This window comes from Paenibacillus zanthoxyli JH29 (assembly GCF_000520715.1).
Taxonomy (GTDB): Bacteria; Bacillota; Bacilli; order Paenibacillales; family Paenibacillaceae; genus Paenibacillus_AQ; species Paenibacillus_AQ zanthoxyli.
In genome coordinates this window covers 1-16,487 of record NZ_ASSD01000412.1, presented here as the reverse complement: position 1 = coordinate 16,487, position 16,487 = coordinate 1, and the positions used below count along the sequence as shown (strand labels likewise).

The window sequence follows — 16,487 nt, the reverse complement described above, 5'->3', positions numbered from 1 at the left end:
AAAACCCCCCGCCAATAACCGCGACAAACGGTTAATGAACGGTGCTTCCGTTACTATTCCTATAATTCACAGTCATACTAGCATATTAATTGGGACACGGCAATATTTAAAAATCGAGATAATTGAGTCGGCCATCTTATTCAGTCTCCCTAGCAAGCGAACGTACAACGTGAAGGGGGGCACACTACAAAAATCGCTCCCGGATCTCCGGCGTAGGCACAAGACACTGATCATCGCGGCCGAACCAGCGGTAGCGGTTCTTGGCTACGTACCGGTACAGCCTGTTGCGCAGCGGAGCCGGTACGGCAATAAGCAGATAAGCGACCGGCCAGGGAAAGCGAAGCCTGCGCAGAATACGTAGAGCAGCAGCCGATTCCGTATAATATTTGCCCTTCTCTATAAGCACTACCGTATCCAGCCGATGAGCGTTCAGTCCGCCCTTTTCCAACAGCCGCTGCCCGACATCACTCTGAAGCGCCGCGAAACGAAAACGTCCTTCGGGATCACGGGGAATAATAAAGGTCGTGAGCCACCCGCACAAGTGACAAACACCGTCGATCAGAACGATGGATGCCCCGCCGGTATCAACGGATTTTTGGGGCGCTGCCGCCTCTGCCCGCTTTTTCGTATCCGATGATACATTCGCCTTTTTCTGCTTCTCCGTCTTTCCTTGTTCTTCCGGCATCTCCCGCTCGGTGGATTGCCCGCTTCTCACATCAGCCATCCGGCTCCTCTCCTTCCTTCATATTCTATCTTGCCCCGTTTTACGGCAAAACAAAAACGCGGGAATTTTCCCGCGCCTCCAGGTTCCTGTTCGCTACCGTTACTCGGCAGTGGTCTTTTCAATCCAGTTGTCACCGATCATTTGATCTTCCAAGTCTCCGGTGAATGCCTCCATGCACTTACAAATAAAGTCTTTACGGCAAATCGGGCAGGGAGTCTTGAGAAGTCGGCTGATGTTGGTCATTCTCCATTCAGGAAACCGATGGTAAAACGCGCGGCATTCCGTTCCGTCAGCAAGCTTAATTATAAATTCATACAGCCCTTCCTTGTCGTTGCTGCTGGCCTTCGTCACGTTCGTGATTACCGGTTTATAAGACATGTTCATCACCTGTTATTTTAAATTTTGGCTGATCCAATGTGTAAATGACCGTATGTTCAGATACTTAGACATCTTAAAGAATTTTAGGGGGGATGTCAACCAAACGGAGAAGGAGTTTGAAGCCGAGATTAATGAAGGAAAAAATCGGGATTATCGGCCTGTGATTAAAATCTCCCGGAACGCTATGGCTATGAACGCGAAAATCGCTGTCTTTTTCGATCTAATTATGTCTAATTATATATAAAAATAATGAATATATGCTAAATGTCATAACAATATTTATCCTTTTATATCAAAATGTAAAAAACTTAAGCTTTCAATTTGGTTTCGGAAAAATTCAGAAAAAAGGAGGCTGAAGGATGAACGCAAAAATGACACAAACTTCCGAAAGGTTGGGTCAAACGACGAATTCCTCCGGCAAACGCAGACGGGTGATTCGGATCGTTCTGACCGCCGGGCTGCCGATTGCCGTGCTGCTCCTCTCTTTTACGCTCGGACGTTACAGCGTCTCGCTGTCCCAGATGGCGGATATCTTCCGGGCCCGCCTGCTCGGACTGCCCGACCCGGGACCGGATTCCGTAAGCACCGTCCTGTTCAATGTGCGCATTCCGCGAATCGCCGCCGCCCTGCTCGTCGGCGGGGCCTTGGCTGCCGCCGGAGCTTCGTACCAGGGCTTGTTCCGTAATCCGATGGTGTCGCCGGATATTCTGGGCGCCTCCGCCGGGGCGGGATTCGGCGCAGCGCTTGCGATGCTGCTGTCGCTTGGCCCGGGAGGCATTCAACTGCTGTCCTTCCTGCTCGGTATTGGAGCGGTGGCGCTGACCTACTCCATCGGATCGCTTGTCAGCCGCAGAGGGGGGGCGGTGCTTTCCCTGGTGCTGACCGGGATCGTTATTTCCACCGTGTTCGGATCGTTCACCTCGATTATTAAGCTGGCTGCCGATCCCGACAACAAGCTTCCCTCCATCACCTTTTGGCTGATGGGCGGCTTGTCTCTAGTCGGACTGGATGATTTGGCAATCCTTGCCCCGCTCGTATTCATCGGTTTGATACCGCTTCTTCTGCTGCGCTGGAAACTGAACGTACTCTCTTTTGGCGAGGAGGAGGCCCAATCGCTTGGTGTCAATACGGCCAGAATCCGTATCGCTACCATCATCTGCTCCACCCTGCTGACCGCCGCCGCTGTATCCGTTAGCGGCATGATCGGCTGGGTAGGTCTAATCGTGCCCCATCTCTCGCGGATGGTTGTCGGGCCAAACTACAAAGTGCTGCTGCCCGTCTCCGCCCTATATGGCGCGACCTATCTGCTGCTTGTCGATGATATTGCCCGCAGCGCACTCACTATGGAAATTCCGCTTGGAATCCTGACTTCCCTGATCGGGGCTCCCTTTTTCATTGTGCTGCTCCTTACTGGAAAAAGGGGGTGGGACTAATGCTGGAAATCGAGAATCTCTCCTGCGGTTATGGCAGTCAGCCGATTGTTAAGGAGGTTTCCTTTTCGGTTCAGGCCGGGGAGATTATGTGTCTGCTCGGTCCCAATGGCGCAGGCAAAACAACATTGTTTAAGACCTTGCTGTCTTTTCTGAAACCCTTAGGGGGAACAGTCAAAATTAAAGGGCAGAGCACCGAAGGATGGTCCAGACAAATGCTGGCCCGTTCCATTGGCTACGTCCCTCAAGCGCACGGCGCCCCTTTTCCATTCAGCGTCATCGATGTGGTCATCATGGGCCGCACCGCCCACCTTGGGCTGTTCGTCTCACCGAGCTCCAAAGACCGGAGCATTGCCGATGAGGCTCTGCAAATGCTTCAGATCACTTATCTGCGGGATCGAGTATATACGGAGCTGAGCGGAGGAGAGCGGCAGATGGTCCTGATCGCCCGGGCGCTGGCGCAGCAGCCGGACATCTTGATAATGGACGAGCCGACATCCAACCTGGACTTCGGCAACCAGATCCGAATGCTGGAACAAATCCGGCGGCTCAGCAACCGGGGAATGACGGTAGTTATGACGTCGCATTTTCCGGATCACGCCTTTTTATGCTCAGACAGGGTGGTGCTCTTGCGCCGCGGGCTTCCTTTCCTGGCAGGGTCTGTGAAGGAGGTGGTAACATCCGAAAATTTGAAATCCGCCTACGGCATCGATGTCGAGATTGCGGAACTTACCGCCGCCACAGGACAGAAAGTGAAGACATGCGTTCCGCTTATGCGGACGGGAAGTCAAAGGCTTGAGGAGTTGTCTTAACCAAACTTTACCAATCCAAGCTATAGGAGGTACTATCATGCAAAGAAGATTCAAGAAAAAAAGCTTATTGGCGCTCATACTATCGGTTGCATTAATCCTGGTCCTAGCAGGATGCGGAAGCAATAATACAAATGGAAACACCGGAACCGCAGCATCCCCGGCAGCCTCTCCGCAGGCGACCTCCCCGACGACAACCGATGCGGGCAAGACCATTACGGACACCGACGGACGTCAGGTGACAGTTCCCTCGCAAATCAATACGATTGCTGACGCTTGGCCTGCTCATAATGAAGTTGTGACCATTCTTGGAGCCGGCGGCAAAATCGTGTCCACCATCTCTACGCCCAAGTCGGTCCCTTGGCTGTACAAAGTTAATCCGCAAATGAAAAATGCCGTGACCGCCTTCACCAAATCCGAAGCGCAGATGGAAGAGGTGCTGAAGAACAAGCCTGACATCGCCTTTGCATCAACCGGTTCTCCGCTGATTCAGCCTCTGGAGAATGCCGGAATTCCTACAGTAACATTGAACTTTACGAATTTCGACGAGATGAAGGAATGTTTCCGGCTGACGGGGGATATTCTCGGGGAAGATGCGCGTACCCGGGCCGATTCCTTTATCAGCTATCTCGATGGCAAGCTCGAACAGATAACGGCTGTAACGTTCAAAATTCCCGAGTCGGATAAGCCTAAGGTGCTGCATATTCAGTCCCTGTCGCCGCTTCAGGTTGACGGTAAGGACACGATGATCCAGAACTGGATTGAAGTAGCTGGCGGCGTCAATGCCGCTCAAGAGATTAGCGGCAACATGAAGCCGGTAAGTCTGGAGCAGATTGTTGCCTGGAATCCGGATTATATTATGATCGGCAGCGGCCTGACGGATACCGACCACATCATGGACGATCCCGCATGGAAGACGGTGAATGCCGTTAAGAACGGCCATGTCTATAACAACCCGAGCGGCGCATTCCTCTGGGACCGTTACGGCGCAGAAGCCGCGCTGCAAATCCAATGGGCGGCCAAAACGCTGCACCCTGATCTGTTTCCCGACCTGAACATCGTCCAAGAAACCGTAAGCTTCTACAAGCAGTTCCTGAATTACGATCTCACCAATGACGAAGCGCAGCTAATCATTGACAGCAAACCGCCGGTAGAGTAATAACGGTTTAACTTCAGTCGTTCAGAAAATCACAGAAGACCCGTTTTCGCATTATTAGTGCGGTAACGGGTCTCTATTATTTATGCAATAATTTCGGCTGTCCGCATAGCTAAAAGTTACTGATGGCTCATTTCCAGCACGTTCAGCTCCACCTCGATATTTCCCCTCGTTGCTTTGGAGTACGGACAGAAATCATGGGCTTTTTTCGCCAAATCCTTCGCTTTGTCATGGTCAACACCCGACATTTTTACATCAAGCCGTACGGACAGCTTGAATCCTCCGTCGCTCTCATCTTTGCCGATGGATACGTTCGACGTAACCTCCACATCCTGAAGCTTGACGCCTTCCTTACGGGAAATAAAGGCCAGCGCGCTTTCATAGCAGGCGCCGTACCCCGCAGCAAACAGCTGCTCGGGATTCGTGCCCGTTCCTCCTGAACCGCCCAGCTCTTTAGGCATGCTGAGATTATGCTTCAATGCGCCGTCAGAGGATTCAAATGAGCCTTCACGTCCGCCGCGAACCGTTGCAGTAGCCGTATATAATGCTTTCATAATATCGTCTCCTTTATCATCCAATTTTCACCCTGTCACTACCTTTAATTAAACTTGAGGCGCGATTTGAAACGAGAAATTGCAAAAAATTTTAATTTTTCTTCAAAGGACTTGATTGTGATTCTAAATTGTTTAAAATTAAATTGTGATAAATATATTATAGTTTAGAGGAGGACCCCATTCATGAGCGTTTATGATTTCAATGCTAGTACTCTGCGCGGTCAGGATGAATCGTTATCCAAGTATAAAGGCAAGGTGCTGCTTATTGTGAACACGGCCAGCAAGTGCGGCTTCACTCCTCAATACAAAGGTCTCCAAGAGGTTTACGAAAAATTCAAAGACCGCGGCTTTGAAGTACTCGGCTTTCCCAGCAACCAGTTTGCGGCGCAGGAGCCCGGCAGCAGTGAGGAAATCCAGGAGTTCTGCCAGCTCAACTACGGTGTCTCTTTTCCAATGTATGAAAAAATCGATGTTAACGGCGACAACGCCCATCCGTTATACAAATATTTAACGAAGGAGGCTCCCGGCGCGCTCGGCTCCAAAAGCATAAAGTGGAATTTCACTAAGTTCCTGGTTGACCGTGAAGGACGTGTGCTGAAACGCTTTGCCCCAACGACGACGCCCGAAAGCATCGAAGATGAAATTAAGACTCTGCTGGATTGAATAACGGTACAGCCAGTATCCCCTCGGGAAAAAGAAAAAAGGATTGCGCAGCATCATAAATTCTGCACAATCCTTTTCGTCTGCATTCGTTCCGAAAGGCACTCCCCCGGTTAGTGCATGACCTGTCCGCCCGTTACGTTAATGGATTGTCCCGTCATGTAAGACGCCTTGTCGGAAGCGTAAAAGATAACGGCATTGGCGATATCGTCATACGTGCAGCCACGCTTCAGCGGCACTTTATCCGTATATACCTGCTCCACCTCTTCCGGTTTGATGCCAAGCTTTTGGGCATATTGGGGAATAAGGCTCTGGAACATCGGCGATTTCAGCAGATTGCCCGGCATAATCGAGTTGACACGGATATTGTGCTCCGCCAGATCAAGCGCCAGACTTTGCGTCAGCCCCACCCCTCCGAATTTGGAGGCGGAATAGGCCGAATTATGCTTGCTGCCGACCTTCCCAGATTTCGAATTGATTTGGATGATATTTCCCCCGCCCTGCCCAATCATGACTCGCGACACTTCTCTTGCACACAAAAAGTATCCGGTGAGATTCACGTCGACGGTTAAATTCCAATCTTCCAGGCCAAAGTCGGTAATTTTTCGGCTCTTAGCGACACCCGCCACATAAACCAGCAGATCAATGCGCCCAAAAGCTCCCGTTGCCTTATTCACCATCTCAATTACTTCGTGTTCATGAATGAAATTCACCGCTATACCCAGCGCTTTTTGTCCATGGTGTTCCTCAACGGTCCGGGCTACGCTCTCCGCCTGTTCACCGTTTAAATCAGCTACTACAATATCATAACCTTCGTCCGCGAGACGATAGCAAAGCGCTTCTCCCAAACTTTGGCCTCCGCCGGCAATTATTGCTACTTTACGTTGACTCATATCTCTTAGCACTCCTTTATCGATCTTTTTATTTTCTAATAATTTTTATTTCGCCGCCGATTCCCGGTTTATGAAAATCCTTGTTCTCCAAATACAGCGTGCCGGGCAACCCTTCCGTTTCTCTTCCGTCAAACTGAAGAGTGATATGCCCGAGCAGCTTTAAATTTCTGGCCACTTTGCTTCCGACCGAAGTGATCGTATACTCGACGCCATCCAGGAGCAGAACATCTCCCTTTTCGATTTCGCCTTCCACATCGTTTACATGGATCAGAAGACAATAATCCGCTACATCCGAAGGCGCGTTCTCACCGAACAGCACAAAGATTTTATCTTCAATAAAATCAAACACCGACGAACCGATCTGCGTAATCCGGGTTTGATAAACAGTTTGCATAACAAAGTCCTCCATTCAGATCATTAGCTGTACAGGCCGAAGCTGGCTAACCAAGCGATAAAGACCGTGGGGGCCCCGGTAAGAAACCGGCCGTACAATACGGCTGGCACACCTACCTCGATCGTCTCCACCTCGGCCTCCGCCAGCCCCAGTCCCACGGGAACGAAATCGGCGGCAGCCTGGGAATTAATGGCGAACAGCGCAGGCAGCGCCAGATGCGGCGGGATATTTCCTTTACCGATTTCCACTCCGATCAGGGTGCCGACAACTTGCGCGATGACCGAACCCGGTCCCAAAAAAGGAGACAGCAACGGAAATGAGCATACCAGCGAGATCAGGAGCAAGCCAGGCAGCGAGCCCGCGAACGGCGAGAGAAATTTGGCGAATACATCGCCGATTCCAGAGGCGTTAATAATGCCGATCAGCATCGCCACAAAAGCCATGAATGGCAGAATAGTTCGGATGACCGTATCTATCGCTTCCCGTCCCGCCTGATAGAATACGCTTACAATGGAGCCCATTGCCATGCCGACCCGTGCCAGCAAGCCTTTCGGCTTTTGCTGTTCACTTATTTTTTGGTTTGCGCTATACTTAGGTTGAGTTTTTATTTCTGCATCACTTTTTTCGGGCTGGGCTGTATGGGGTGTTGCAGCACCTTCATACGGCTCAATGTCCGGAACCTTCACTCCGGATACATAGATATCCTCGGTAATATGCTTTGCCAGCGGTCCGCTTTTCCCCGTTGGAAGCACATTAATGGTCATAATGCCCTTTTGCGGATACACGCCGCAGCGCAGTGTCCCTCCGCAGTCGATGATCACGCAGGCGATTTCCTTTTCAGGCACGCTTGTTTTAAAGCCGTCTACCAGTTCGGCCCCGGTAAGCTCCGCGATGTGGTCAGCAATATCCGGTTTCGTCCCCCCCGTTATGTAGACCACCTTGTTTTTTTCCTCAGTCGGCCTGATAATGAGCGGACCACCAAACCCGCCTGTTCCCGCTTTGATAATAACCGCATTGTATTGACTCAAGTTTCCCACCTCCTACAAATTAACGGTTTCTTTCAGTTTTACTTTCTGCTGTTTCTCGACGATGGAAGTGGTAAGATCGGTTACCCAGCCTCTAAAAAAGTTCGTTACAATCCCTACCAGGAAGTACCGCAGCGCCAGCTCCGTCGTGTTGAGTCCCAGTGTAGTGATGCCAGCCGCGATTCCCAGGAATACGAACAGTTCTCCGGGATTCACATGCGGGAACAATCCATTATGCGTGTGGCAGGAATAAGAGGCGGCGGCATAGTAGCTTGGTTTGTATTTCTCGGGCAGGAATCTTCCCAGCGAGAGGGTCATCGGATTGGCAAGAATAAAAGTGCCTACAATCGGAAGGATAAAATAGCGCGTAAAGGGATTTTTTGCTGATTTTCTTGCGACTCGCTCCACCCGTTCCTGGCCGATCAGTTGAATCAGTGCATTCATAGCCACCAACAGCATAATCAGCAGCGGGACAATTCCTGTAACCAGATTGGTAAAGGTCACGCCTCCCTGCCTGAACAGATTCATAAAGCCGTTGGCCAGGTTTGTTACAATTTCCATACTTTCACCCCATTTTGTTATTTTTTCGCCGGTATTAGTCTTTCGATCCAGGTCTTCTTAAGCTTCAGCTCACCTCCATTTGAAATAATCTTATAGCTGCTCATGGCATCCCTGATAGCGCCCTTAGTCAGCTTGTCGAACCCCGCGAGATCTCCCTCTTCCAGCTTCGGCAGCAGCTTACCTTCCAGACCTTTCAAGGATCGCACTCTAGAAAAGACCGTAACTCCCTGCATCCTAGCCGCTTTAAGAATCTTCCCCTGCGAGTCGATTGCGAGCATTACGACGGTCCCGGCCCTGAACCTTCCCGCCTTTTTCCCGATGGCAACTCGCCCGATCCGCCTCAGTTCCGTGTAATGCCGGTTGAAATGTCTGATTTGCAGGAACCCGAGCACACTTTGCAAAAGCCAGGACAATGCCATCGCGATAATGATAAATCCCATGATTAATCACCCCCCTTCAGTTCATTGCTTGTGGTTTCTTCTGCGCCGCTTAGGCGGAGCATCTCTACCGCAGTTTCTTCATTGGTGACCAAGGTGTTGATATATTTGCCCTTGATGGCCCCGATAATGGAAGGCGCCTTCTCTACCGATTCTGCCAGAGCAATTGTATACCGGGTGTTCCGAAGCCGTTCCAGCGGAATGGCGATCGTGCGCTCGGTTAATTCGGATTCGATTAACTTCCCTTCCGAGTCGTAGAACCTAGAGCAAATATCGCCGATCGCGTTATGCCGGTTCAGGTCGGCAATCTCCTTGTCGCCGTAAAATCCGGTCCAGATCATGTTGGAATTGCTGATGGGAGCGCCGATACCGACTACCGCGACCGTAAGACAATCCCAGTGATCGGATATTTTGCGAAAATAATGCGCTTGCACGATTTCGTCTCTCGTTTCCTTGCGTTCCACAACGGCCGCTGCGTCAATCAGATACGCTTCTCCTCCGAAGTCATTCGCGATGCTGTACACGATGGCATTGACATGATACTTCGTTTCCATCGGCCCCGGACCCCCAACCAGGGGAACGAAATGTGCAGAACGCTGCTCGCAATTGGTAAATTCCCCGATCAGGCTTCCCATGGTAGTGCCCCAGGCGAATCCTACGACATCGCCGTCCACTATTACATTTTTCATCAGCTCGGCCCCAGCTCTGGCTATGGCCTTCTTCCGGCCCGGCTCAGACAATTCAGGGTTGGAGGGCACGACAACTGCCCTTTTCAGTTGAAATACGCTTTCCAAACGTTCCTCAATTTCGTATTTGCCTTCACCCTCCGTAATCTTGATCTGAACCACACCTTCTTCCCGGGCTCTCTTAAGCAGCCGGCTGATCGAAGTGCGATATATGCCCAGCGCCTTTGAAATTTCGCTCTGTGTCATGTCGTCGAGGTAATACATTCGAGCGATTTGAGCCAACAGCCTTCTATCTTCATCATGGATTGTCATCGGCTTTCTCTCCAGACCTTTTATATTATCTGCACATATGTGCTTTGTGTTTTATCATTTGTGCTTCGTGGCTTTAGTATACGCTTACAGTTTCTTTTCGTCAATACAGCGGACAGGCTTTTTTCTATTAGTTAAAAATAAAGACCGGTCAACGGGCATTTCTGCTCGGCGACCGGTCTGTTGACCACTGCTTGCGCGGCTTGCATGCCGCTTCTCGTTCTATTCCTCGGGAAATAATTCGGTTGAAATGTAGCGTTCACCGGTGTCCGGCAGTAGGACGACGATGTTCTTGCCGTTGTTTTCCGGCCGTTTAGCCAGCTGATAAGCGGCAAATGCCGCAGCCCCGGAAGAAATCCCGACAAGCAGCCCTTTCTTCCTTGCCAGTTCTTGCGACGTTGCAATCGCTTCTTCATTCTTCACCGTGATGATCTCGTCCACAACGGCCCGGTTAAAGTTACCCGGCACGAAGCCTGCACCAATGCCCTGAATGACATGCGGCCCCCGGTTCCCGCCTGACAGAACAGGCGAATCAGCCGGTTCCACAGCGACGACCCGCACCTGCGGATTATGCTGTTTCAATACTTCGCCGACTCCCGTGATGGTACCGCCGGTACCAACGCCGGCGACAAAAATATCCACTTTTCCATCCGTGTCGTTCCAAATTTCTTCGGCCGTAGTCTTCCGGTGGACATCGGGGTTAGCCGGATTCTCGAACTGCTGCGGAATATAGGAATTGGGTATCTCTGCGGACAGCTCTTGCGCTTTGCGGATTGCGCCCGCCATGCCGTCTGAAGCCTGGGTCAGCACCAGCTCCGCCCCAAGCTGTTTCAGAAGCTTTCGACGCTCCATGCTGAAGGATTCGGGCAAAATAATAATCAACCGATAGCCCAGAGCTGCCGCCGCAAAGGCAAGGCCGATGCCGGTATTGCCGCTGGTCGGTTCAATAATGGTTGTCTCCTTGTTAATGAGCCCCTTGTCCTCGGCATCCTTGATCATAGCGTAGCCGATCCGGTCCTTCACGCTTCCCGCCGGATTGAAATATTCCAGCTTCGCCAGAATGGTCGCCGCCACGCCATCCTCATTGAAGCTCGACAATTCAAAAAGCGGCGTATTTCCAATCAGTTCGGTCAAGCTCTTCACGATCTTCCCCATTATGTACTACCTCCCAAATCAGTTTTTTCAAAATAAAACGTTCATCTATCCCTATGCAAAAACCCGGTATTAAGAGCATACCGGAATTCCCATCGTTTGTAAAACCGCCATGCTAGAGTGAAGGGCTGAAGAAATTCAGCCCCTCCTCATCAAACCGTACGTGAGGTTTTCCCTCATACGGCTTTCCGATGTTCGTCATTCATGTGCATACGGATTACAATAGCGTTTTGAGTCCACACTGTATGGACAATGATTTCACTTCGCGTAGCGAACCCATCCAACGAGAACGTTGGCGTTTCTTGGCATACCATCTTGTGAGACGCTGTAGGATGTACCAGTCCAGCTTTGCCAGCTTCCTCTGGCTATAAGCTGTGTAGTAATAGTTGCGCCATCCTTGAATTTTTGGATTCAGATATTCCAGATGATCCTGGAATGATTTATGGCGCATACTTGGAGGAGCTAACCGCTCCTTCACAACCTCCCTAATTCGCTCCTCGGCCTTGCGGCATAACCATTGTTGGGTTGTGTAATACCTCTGTCCTTTGGAGGTTTCAGCCTTTGTCTTTCGGTTATGCATTCCTAAGAAGTCGAAGCCTTCTTCCCCTGTCCATAGTCCGACAATGCGCGTTTTCGTTGGGTGAAGGGTTAACTCCAGACGTTCCATAATCGCTCTTATGAGCTCATACGCACGATCTGCATCCTTCTTTGTTTTGCAGATGACTACGAAATCATCTGCGTAACGTGTCAGTTCTCCAACCTTGCTGCCATGCCGTTCCCACAAAAGGTCGAAATAATTCAGGTAGATGTTCGCCAAGAGCGGAGAGATTACCCCTCCTTGTGGTGTACCTAGGTCTGAGCGCCTGACCTTACCTTCCTCCATAACTCCCGCGCCTAACCACTTCCGCACCAGTTTTAGGATTCGTCTGTCGCTGATTCGCATTTCCACCAGCTTCATGAGTTTCTCTTGGTTGATGTTGTCGAAGTAGCCTTGGATGTCGACGTCGACCACCCAATTCCCTTTGCGGTTGCATGCTTTTCGGATGCGATCCAGCGCTTGCTTCGCACTTCTCTTTGGCCTGAACCCGAAGGACGTTTCTTGAAAATCCGCTTCGAAGATGGGTTCAATGACTAGCTTAATTGCCATCTGTATGACACGGTCTCTCACCGTGGGGATACCTAGCGGCCGTTGTTTCCCATCCTTCTTTGGGATGTACTGGCGTTTCACAGGTTGCGGATGATACTTCCCTTCCTTGAGTCGACGATGGCAATCTATGATAAAGTGGATTTCTCCCCGTTTCTCGATATCCGCCAGCGTCTCTCCGTCAATTCCGGCTGAACCTTTGTTGGCTCGTATCCTTCGCCATGCCTCCCACAGAATGTCTAGCCGATAGACCTTGTCATACAACGCGTGAAATCTTCGCTTCTTGCTCTCCTTGGCCGCATGACCTAGCTTCTCTTGGAGTTCTTGAACGTTTTCCTTTGGTGTCGTTAGCCGTTTGGCATTCACTGACTCGTACCTCCTTGAGAAACATGAACAAAGCAGGGCTCCTTCCCTCCCGCAGGTTGTGTTGTCCTGCGTTCCTCGGTAGTATGAGCCCCTCGGACTCCCTTCCTGCAGGCGCTCACTTCACCTTTCGGGCTTATAGAGCACCTCTTTACAAGTTTCAAAAAAAATTGTGCAGGGGAGGGTCTCCCCAGTTCACTGCATCCTCATTCAAACCATGCCGTTCCCTCTACGCCGGAGGATTCTTCGCTGCCGCTCCAAGTTCCAGACAGCTTCCTTGGCCTTCGTCCATATTAGCGGGACTCGGCATCCTCTCTCCCCTCTTGCGAGGCCTTTTTGACGACGCGGCAGGATTCACTTGATGTTACGGCCTGGCATGTTGCTCGCCCAGTCTCTGACTGGTACTTTCGTCGATACGCTTTTGCGCACAGATTTCGCCATACACAAGTATCCTAGCTACGCGGGGACTTGGCTCCTCCCGCGATCGGACTTTCACCGACTAGAAGATGCGTGCCTCTGGGCACGCCCCAAAACAAAAAAAGCCCTGCTGCGCAAGGCTTCTTTCTATATGCGGTAGAGAGGACTCGAACCTCCACGGGCGTACGCCCACTACCCCCTCAAGATAGCGTGTCTGCCATTCCACCACTACCGCGCGGTGAATCATTTTTTTGAGGCCAACACATGTTATTATACTCTCTTCTTTCTCAGAAGTAAAGCTAATTATTCGGGAAGTTGATCTTCCTGTTTCCGTCTGCGATATTCGGTAAAAGCGAGATATTCCTTGATAAACTCCTTCTCCCGGGGCTGCAGTTCATCGAAATGGCAATTGGATTGCCGTATTTGCTCAAAAAAATAATCCTCGCTCTCTTCGCGCAGTAAGGACGAGGAGGCCTTGCCCAAGATGAGCCAGTCCAGACTGACGCCGAAAAAAGCGCCGATTTCGATTAGTTTATGCGTTCCGGGCGTCGACTTGCCCCGCTTCCAGTCTCCCATATTTCCTGTGCTGATGCCAAGCTGCTCACTGAACGCTTTTTTGGTCATTCCTTTTTGTTCAATCAAAAGTTCAATTCGATCATAAATGGACTGCATTTCCAGACCGCCTTCCGAAAGGATAACAAATTACGTAAATAAGTCATTTTTTATTGTAAAATGACGTAAAAAAGTATATAATTAACTAATCTTATGCTTTAGCCCATTATATCATACGACTGTAATATCGATAAGAGGTGAGCAAGATACGCAGCAAAAAGCCCATAACTCCATACGGATGGACAATCAAGCAGCGCCTGGCGGAGATGATGCTGAGTCAGAAAGACTTTTGCCAAATGCACGGCATACCGCCCTACCGTCTATCCAATCTAATTCACGGAACGCGCAGCGCCTGGCGCTACCGCCGGATGGTGAACCAACTGCTGGATATAACCGCAGACATAACGTATGAAGTGCGAAATGACTGAGCCTACTTTTTATCTGCTTAATCTTAGTATCCTATCCTGAAATCTGTCAAGGAGCGATCCCTTTGTCCAAAAGTGCTTTATCCCTCGCCATCCGATTGATACACTCTCTGCCGGGCAGCTCACTGGCTGTCGACAGACATGGATTGATCGCCGCTGCGAACGAACCATGGAAGAGCTTCGGTATCGCTTCGGGTCTTTCCATGCGCTTCGAATGGACGGGGACAGACTATTTCGAAATGATGCGTGAGCTTGTTCTTCCGCCGGACTCTATGCTGGAGCTAACCCAGGCCGTCCATTCCATCTTCTCGGAGGAACGGCTCGTTTACAGCGGCAGGTTTCCCAAGCCACCTTCCCTGAAGGGAAGAAAATGGTTCCAAATTGAGGCCTTTGCTATACCTAAAGAGACTAAGCGCTCGATCTCTTTTGTTCTGCTGTCTCACCGCTTTATTTCTCACGCCGCAGACCCGCACCAAGCCAAATCGCCGTCCCATACACTCAGTCGGAAGCCATATCATTATCTGCCGATTTGCGCTTCCTGCAAATCCATCCGTAAGGACAACGAATGGATTCCGGTAGAACGTTTTCTGAAGCAGGAACTACATACTGAACTAACCCATGACATCTGTCCCGAGTGCATTGCCCAGCTGTATCCCCAATATCCAGGCGCTTTGGAACGGTTGGCTGATTAACGCCGTACACCGGCGCGCCCCTTCTCCGCCCGAGTTCACGATATATGACCTCTCAAAAGCCCCTTTAGATCCAAAAAAGAACCCTGATCTCTCAGGATTCTTCCTTGACTATTATGCGGTAGAGAGGACTCGAACCTCCACGGGCGTACGCCCACTACCCCCTCAAGATAGCGTGTCTGCCATTCCACCACTACCGCTTATGGTGACCCGTAGGGGATACGCCTCGCAAGCGAGTCGACTGCGAAGTGTTCCTTACGATGTCGAAGCTTCTACGAACCAATGGGGGTTCTCATCCCCGGTACGAAGAAGATATGACCCGTAGGGGATTCGAACCCCTGTTACCTCCGTGAAAGGGAGGTGTCTTAACCCCTTGACCAACGGGCCGTGCTTAAGTTTCACAACAAAAATGATTATAGCAAATCCCAGAGTATCTGACAAGAACTATTTTTTCAAAAAAAATACGGCGGCTTGCCCTATGAATGCCCACCGCCGTATATGCCCGCCTCCGCCCTTCCCGCGGATATAAGCAGTAGCAGGGATAGCCGCTCCATTGGAGCGGCATCCCAAGCGGCCAAGCGATATTTGGAAGTAAATTGTCTGTTGCGAAAGATGGATCAGATCAAACTGGCTTACGGATTAACTTTAGTTTCGAAGGTTTGCTTGCCGTTAACGAATTTCAGTACGACAGCCGCTTTAACCGGGTCATGCGATTCGTTCATCGAGATTTTGCCAGTGGCAAGCTGCAGGTCCTTGGTTGCTGCCAGGGCGTCTTTAATCTTCGCCGGTTCAGCAGCTCCTGCACGGGTAATGGCATCAGCTACCAGCTTAACAGCGTCATAGCCAAGGGCTGCCATGCCGTCCGGTACTGCATTGCTGTTGGCCGCTTTGTACGCGTCAACGAAGGTCTTAACTTCTGGAGCGGTATCTTCCGGCGAATAGTGGTTAGACATGTAAGTGTTGTCCAGAGCTGCCGCGCCTGCGATTTCAGCCAGCTGCGGAGAATCCCAGCCGTCGCCGCCCATGAACGGAGCCTTAATGCCCATTTCGCGTGCTTGTTTCAGGATTTTGCCGACTTCTTCATAGTAGCCAGGCAGGTAGATAACATCCGGGTTAGCTTCTTTGATGCGTGTCAGCACCGCTTTAAAGTCGGAGTCTTTTTGTTGGTAAGACTCTTTGCTCAGGATTTTCCCGCCATTCTTTGTGAAAGTCTCCTCAAAGAATGTTTGCAGACCTTTAGAGTAGTCACTCGAAGTATCTGTGTAGATAACAGCCGTTTTAGCTTTCAGCGTGTTGCTTGCAAAGTTAGCCATAACCTGTCCTTGGAAAGGATCGATAAAGGAAGCGCGGAAGACCCACTCGTTCACTTTTTTGGTTCGCTCGTCAACCGTTACTTTCGGGTTGGTAGCAGAGGAGCTCACGAGCGGAATTTGTTTCTCCTGGGCAACCGGTACGATACCCAATGTGTTGGTTGAAGTCGTTGCGCCAACGATCGCTACAACTTTGTCGGTGGTAATCAGCTTTTGCGCAGCTTGTGTTGCTTCTTCGGATTTCGAGGCGTTATCAGCTTCAACCAGCTCTAACTTCTTGCCAAGGACACCGCCCGCATCGTTGATTTCCTTAACTGCAAGTTGAGCGCCTTTCAGAGCAGAGTCGCCGAAGGAAGCTT

Annotated in this window: 19 protein-coding genes and 3 tRNA genes; 6 read left to right on the top strand and 16 right to left on the bottom strand. The window is 50.6% G+C overall.

Annotated features, from left to right (window positions below; all coding sequences use genetic code 11):
- Positions 1-184 precede the first annotated feature (184 nt).
- Positions 185-568, bottom strand: coding sequence for a thiol-disulfide oxidoreductase DCC family protein (locus tag L691_RS29105; protein ID WP_051459382.1), 384 nt, complete (start codon positions 566-568; stop codon positions 185-187).
- Between the two features lie 255 nt (positions 569-823).
- Positions 824-1,102, bottom strand: a complete 279-nt coding sequence (locus L691_RS0115600) for a hypothetical protein (protein ID WP_025691393.1) — start codon at positions 1,100-1,102, stop codon at positions 824-826.
- Between the two features lie 359 nt (positions 1,103-1,461).
- Between L691_RS0115600 and L691_RS0115590 the strand changes: the two genes are divergently transcribed.
- Genes L691_RS0115590 through L691_RS0115580 form a run of 3 tightly spaced genes read left to right on the top strand, consistent with a single transcriptional unit; the run spans position 1,462 to position 4,500 of the window.
- Complete coding sequence (locus L691_RS0115590; RefSeq protein WP_025691391.1) at positions 1,462-2,535, top strand: FecCD family ABC transporter permease; 1,074 nt, start codon at positions 1,462-1,464, stop codon at positions 2,533-2,535.
- Complete coding sequence (locus tag L691_RS0115585; protein ID WP_036737229.1) at positions 2,535-3,344, top strand: ABC transporter ATP-binding protein; 810 nt, start codon at positions 2,535-2,537, stop codon at positions 3,342-3,344. The genes L691_RS0115590 and L691_RS0115585 overlap by 1 nt, the downstream gene beginning before the upstream one ends.
- A gap of 37 nt (positions 3,345-3,381) precedes the next feature.
- A complete protein-coding gene (locus tag L691_RS0115580; protein WP_025691389.1) occupies positions 3,382-4,500 on the top strand; it encodes an ABC transporter substrate-binding protein in 1,119 nt (372 codons plus the stop codon).
- Between the two features lie 116 nt (positions 4,501-4,616).
- Here L691_RS0115580 and L691_RS0115575 read toward each other — a convergent pair whose 3' ends face one another.
- The gene (locus L691_RS0115575; RefSeq protein ID WP_025691388.1) at positions 4,617-5,051 is read right to left on the bottom strand and encodes an organic hydroperoxide resistance protein; all 435 of its coding nucleotides are present in this window, start codon (positions 5,049-5,051) and stop codon (positions 4,617-4,619) included.
- 183 nt (positions 5,052-5,234) lie between these two features.
- Between L691_RS0115575 and L691_RS0115570 the strand changes: the two genes are divergently transcribed.
- Positions 5,235-5,714, top strand: a complete 480-nt coding sequence (locus L691_RS0115570) for a glutathione peroxidase (RefSeq protein ID WP_025691387.1) — start codon at positions 5,235-5,237, stop codon at positions 5,712-5,714.
- Positions 5,715-5,824: 110 nt separating this feature from the next.
- Here the strand turns inward: L691_RS0115570 and srlD are convergent, their stop codons facing one another.
- The 10 genes from srlD to L691_RS0115515 all read right to left on the bottom strand — a co-directional run bounded on the left by srlD (position 5,825) and on the right by L691_RS0115515 (position 13,764).
- The gene (srlD, locus tag L691_RS0115565) at positions 5,825-6,604 is read right to left on the bottom strand and encodes a sorbitol-6-phosphate dehydrogenase (RefSeq protein WP_025691386.1); all 780 of its coding nucleotides are present in this window, start codon (positions 6,602-6,604) and stop codon (positions 5,825-5,827) included.
- 28 nt (positions 6,605-6,632) lie between these two features.
- Positions 6,633-6,998, bottom strand: a complete 366-nt coding sequence (locus tag L691_RS0115560) for a PTS glucitol/sorbitol transporter subunit IIA (protein WP_025691385.1) — start codon at positions 6,996-6,998, stop codon at positions 6,633-6,635.
- Between the two features lie 23 nt (positions 6,999-7,021).
- Entirely contained in the window at positions 7,022-8,026 is a 1,005-nt protein-coding gene (gene srlE / locus L691_RS0115555; RefSeq protein ID WP_025691384.1) for a PTS glucitol/sorbitol transporter subunit IIB, read from the bottom strand.
- A 12-nt stretch (positions 8,027-8,038) separates the two neighbouring features.
- Positions 8,039-8,584, bottom strand: coding sequence for a PTS glucitol/sorbitol transporter subunit IIC (gene srlA / locus L691_RS0115550; protein ID WP_025691383.1), 546 nt, complete (start codon positions 8,582-8,584; stop codon positions 8,039-8,041).
- A gap of 17 nt (positions 8,585-8,601) precedes the next feature.
- A complete protein-coding gene (locus L691_RS0115545; protein ID WP_036737228.1) occupies positions 8,602-9,024 on the bottom strand; it encodes a transcriptional regulator GutM in 423 nt (140 codons plus the stop codon).
- Between the two features lie 2 nt (positions 9,025-9,026).
- Positions 9,027-10,019, bottom strand: a complete 993-nt coding sequence (locus L691_RS0115540; RefSeq protein ID WP_025691381.1) for a sugar-binding transcriptional regulator — start codon at positions 10,017-10,019, stop codon at positions 9,027-9,029.
- A gap of 219 nt (positions 10,020-10,238) precedes the next feature.
- The gene (gene cysK, locus L691_RS0115535; protein ID WP_025691380.1) at positions 10,239-11,171 is read right to left on the bottom strand and encodes a cysteine synthase A; all 933 of its coding nucleotides are present in this window, start codon (positions 11,169-11,171) and stop codon (positions 10,239-10,241) included.
- 214 nt (positions 11,172-11,385) lie between these two features.
- The gene (ltrA, locus tag L691_RS0115530) at positions 11,386-12,678 is read right to left on the bottom strand and encodes a group II intron reverse transcriptase/maturase (protein WP_025691379.1); all 1,293 of its coding nucleotides are present in this window, start codon (positions 12,676-12,678) and stop codon (positions 11,386-11,388) included.
- A 566-nt stretch (positions 12,679-13,244) separates the two neighbouring features.
- Positions 13,245-13,327, bottom strand: a tRNA-Leu gene (locus L691_RS0115520).
- A 68-nt stretch (positions 13,328-13,395) separates the two neighbouring features.
- Positions 13,396-13,764, bottom strand: a complete 369-nt coding sequence (locus L691_RS0115515; protein WP_025691378.1) for a helix-turn-helix domain-containing protein — start codon at positions 13,762-13,764, stop codon at positions 13,396-13,398.
- Between the two features lie 206 nt (positions 13,765-13,970).
- On the opposite strand from L691_RS0115515, the gene L691_RS31370 reads away from it, so the two are divergent.
- Positions 13,971-14,132, top strand: coding sequence for a hypothetical protein (locus tag L691_RS31370; protein WP_332249085.1), 162 nt, complete (start codon positions 13,971-13,973; stop codon positions 14,130-14,132).
- Positions 14,133-14,194: 62 nt separating this feature from the next.
- Entirely contained in the window at positions 14,195-14,821 is a 627-nt protein-coding gene (locus tag L691_RS30730; protein WP_025691377.1) for a hypothetical protein, read from the top strand.
- Between the two features lie 114 nt (positions 14,822-14,935).
- On the opposite strand, the gene L691_RS0115505 is transcribed toward L691_RS30730, so the two are convergent.
- The 3 genes from L691_RS0115505 to L691_RS0115495 all read right to left on the bottom strand — a co-directional run.
- A tRNA-Leu gene (locus L691_RS0115505) sits at positions 14,936-15,018 on the bottom strand.
- A gap of 115 nt (positions 15,019-15,133) precedes the next feature.
- Positions 15,134-15,205: transfer RNA gene (locus tag L691_RS0115500), tRNA-Glu, on the bottom strand.
- A gap of 245 nt (positions 15,206-15,450) precedes the next feature.
- Positions 15,451-16,487 (bottom strand): ABC transporter substrate-binding protein (locus tag L691_RS0115495; RefSeq protein WP_025691376.1); only part of this gene is annotated, 1,037 nt, incomplete at its 5' end.

What these genes read in the sequence shown, in the direction of transcription:
- L691_RS0115560 (WP_025691385.1), bottom strand. Translation starts at nt 6,998, where the DNA reads ATGCAAACTGTTTATCAAACCCGGATTACGCAGATCGGTTCGTCGGTG.
- L691_RS0115570 (WP_025691387.1), top strand. Translation starts at nt 5,235, where the DNA reads ATGAGCGTTTATGATTTCAATGCTAGTACTCTGCGCGGTCAGGATGAA.
- L691_RS0115590 (WP_025691391.1), top strand. Translation starts at nt 1,462, where the DNA reads ATGAACGCAAAAATGACACAAACTTCCGAAAGGTTGGGTCAAACGACG.
- srlA (WP_025691383.1), bottom strand. Translation starts at nt 8,584, where the DNA reads ATGGAAATTGTAACAAACCTGGCCAACGGCTTTATGAATCTGTTCAGG.
- L691_RS0115545 (WP_036737228.1), bottom strand. Translation starts at nt 9,024, where the DNA reads ATGGGATTTATCATTATCGCGATGGCATTGTCCTGGCTTTTGCAAAGT.
- L691_RS0115575 (WP_025691388.1), bottom strand. Translation starts at nt 5,051, where the DNA reads ATGAAAGCATTATATACGGCTACTGCAACGGTTCGCGGCGGACGTGAA.
- cysK (WP_025691380.1), bottom strand. Translation starts at nt 11,171, where the DNA reads ATGGGGAAGATCGTGAAGAGCTTGACCGAACTGATTGGAAATACGCCG.
- L691_RS0115515 (WP_025691378.1), bottom strand. Translation starts at nt 13,764, where the DNA reads ATGCAGTCCATTTATGATCGAATTGAACTTTTGATTGAACAAAAAGGA.
- L691_RS0115600 (WP_025691393.1), bottom strand. Translation starts at nt 1,102, where the DNA reads ATGTCTTATAAACCGGTAATCACGAACGTGACGAAGGCCAGCAGCAAC.
- L691_RS0115580 (WP_025691389.1), top strand. Translation starts at nt 3,382, where the DNA reads ATGCAAAGAAGATTCAAGAAAAAAAGCTTATTGGCGCTCATACTATCG.
- srlD (WP_025691386.1), bottom strand. Translation starts at nt 6,604, where the DNA reads ATGAGTCAACGTAAAGTAGCAATAATTGCCGGCGGAGGCCAAAGTTTG.
- L691_RS31370 (WP_332249085.1), top strand. Translation starts at nt 13,971, where the DNA reads ATGATGCTGAGTCAGAAAGACTTTTGCCAAATGCACGGCATACCGCCC.
- L691_RS0115540 (WP_025691381.1), bottom strand. Translation starts at nt 10,019, where the DNA reads ATGACAATCCATGATGAAGATAGAAGGCTGTTGGCTCAAATCGCTCGA.
- L691_RS0115585 (WP_036737229.1), top strand. Translation starts at nt 2,535, where the DNA reads ATGCTGGAAATCGAGAATCTCTCCTGCGGTTATGGCAGTCAGCCGATT.